This window comes from Synechococcus sp. H55.10, from assembly GCF_047502715.1.
Lineage (GTDB): Bacteria > Cyanobacteriota > Cyanobacteriia > Thermostichales > Thermostichaceae > Thermostichus.
In genome coordinates, this window is the sequence record NZ_JANSJJ010000072.1 from 1 (window position 1) to 999 (window position 999).

Here is a 999-nt window from a genome sequence, read left to right on the forward strand (position 1 = left end):
CCCATGCCCATCGACGTGGCCGGCAAAGACGAAGTGGCCGTGGGCCGCATCCGCCAGGACATCTCCGAGCCCAAAGCCCTAGAGCTGTGGCTGTGCGGGGATCAGATCCGCAAAGGAGCAGCCCTCAACGCCATTCAAATTGCCGAGCTGCTTTTGAAGGACTAGTTCACCACCACTGTCCAAGTAACAGGCCCGGCCTGAACAGGAGCCGCCTGCGTGCTGTTCAACGTGACAGGGGAGTTGGGGTAAGAGTAGGTGCCGGGTGCTGGCAAGGGAGCCGTCTGCACGGGGATAGTGACTGTGCAGGTTCCGCCTACAGCCACTGACCCTCCGGTGAATTGAATGGTGTTCCCACCCACGTTAGCTGCGAGATTAGCTCCAGCACCGCAGGTAGCAGGTAAGGGAGGAGGTACGCCAGGCCCTACTGTCAAAGACGGCGCTCCCGGCAAGGTGTGGCTAAAGCTCACACCGGTCAAGGGTATAGCGGCGTTGTTGGTGATGGTAAAGGTGAGCGTTCCAGTGCCGGTAACAGGGGCCGGGCCAAGTGGGCCAAGCGGGTTAGGAGAAAAGGCCATGGTAAAGGTGGGAGCTGGCACCGTTACCGCCAGGTTGATAGCAGCAGCGGTAGCATTGGGCGCCTGGTTGCTGCTGAGGACTACTGCTGGGCTGGTCAAGGATCCCGCTGTGGTGGCCGTAACTTGAAGATCCAGGCTGATGGTGCAACTGGCGTTAGCTGCCAACGAGCCGTTGACCAGCAAGATGGAATTTGCCCCTGGCGGAGCGGCCACCGTCCCACCACAGCCATTATTCAAGTTATTGGGAGTGGCGACAATTAAGCCGGCAGGTAGCGGATCGGAGAAAGAGAGGCCGGTCAGGGGCAAGGCGGCTGTGTTGGTAATTGTGTAGGTCAGGGTTGTTTTGGCAGTGGGGCCGGCGGCCACTGAGGTGGGGCTAAATGCCTTGGCAAAAGTCGGGGCAGTCGGAGCCGGTGTTGGCGTG

The 999-nt window shown here is 60.3% G+C and carries 2 protein-coding genes; one reads left to right on the plus strand and one right to left on the minus strand.

Annotated elements, in window-relative coordinates:
• A partial coding sequence (locus NW858_RS05615; protein WP_414520080.1) for an Asd/ArgC dimerization domain-containing protein occupies positions 1–165 on the plus strand: 165 nt, incomplete at its 5' end.
• Here NW858_RS05615 and NW858_RS05620 read toward each other — a convergent pair.
• Positions 162–999, minus strand: an 838-nt coding sequence (locus NW858_RS05620) for a hypothetical protein (RefSeq protein WP_414520079.1), incomplete at its 5' end; no start/stop codon positions are given. The genes NW858_RS05615 and NW858_RS05620 overlap by 4 nt on opposite strands.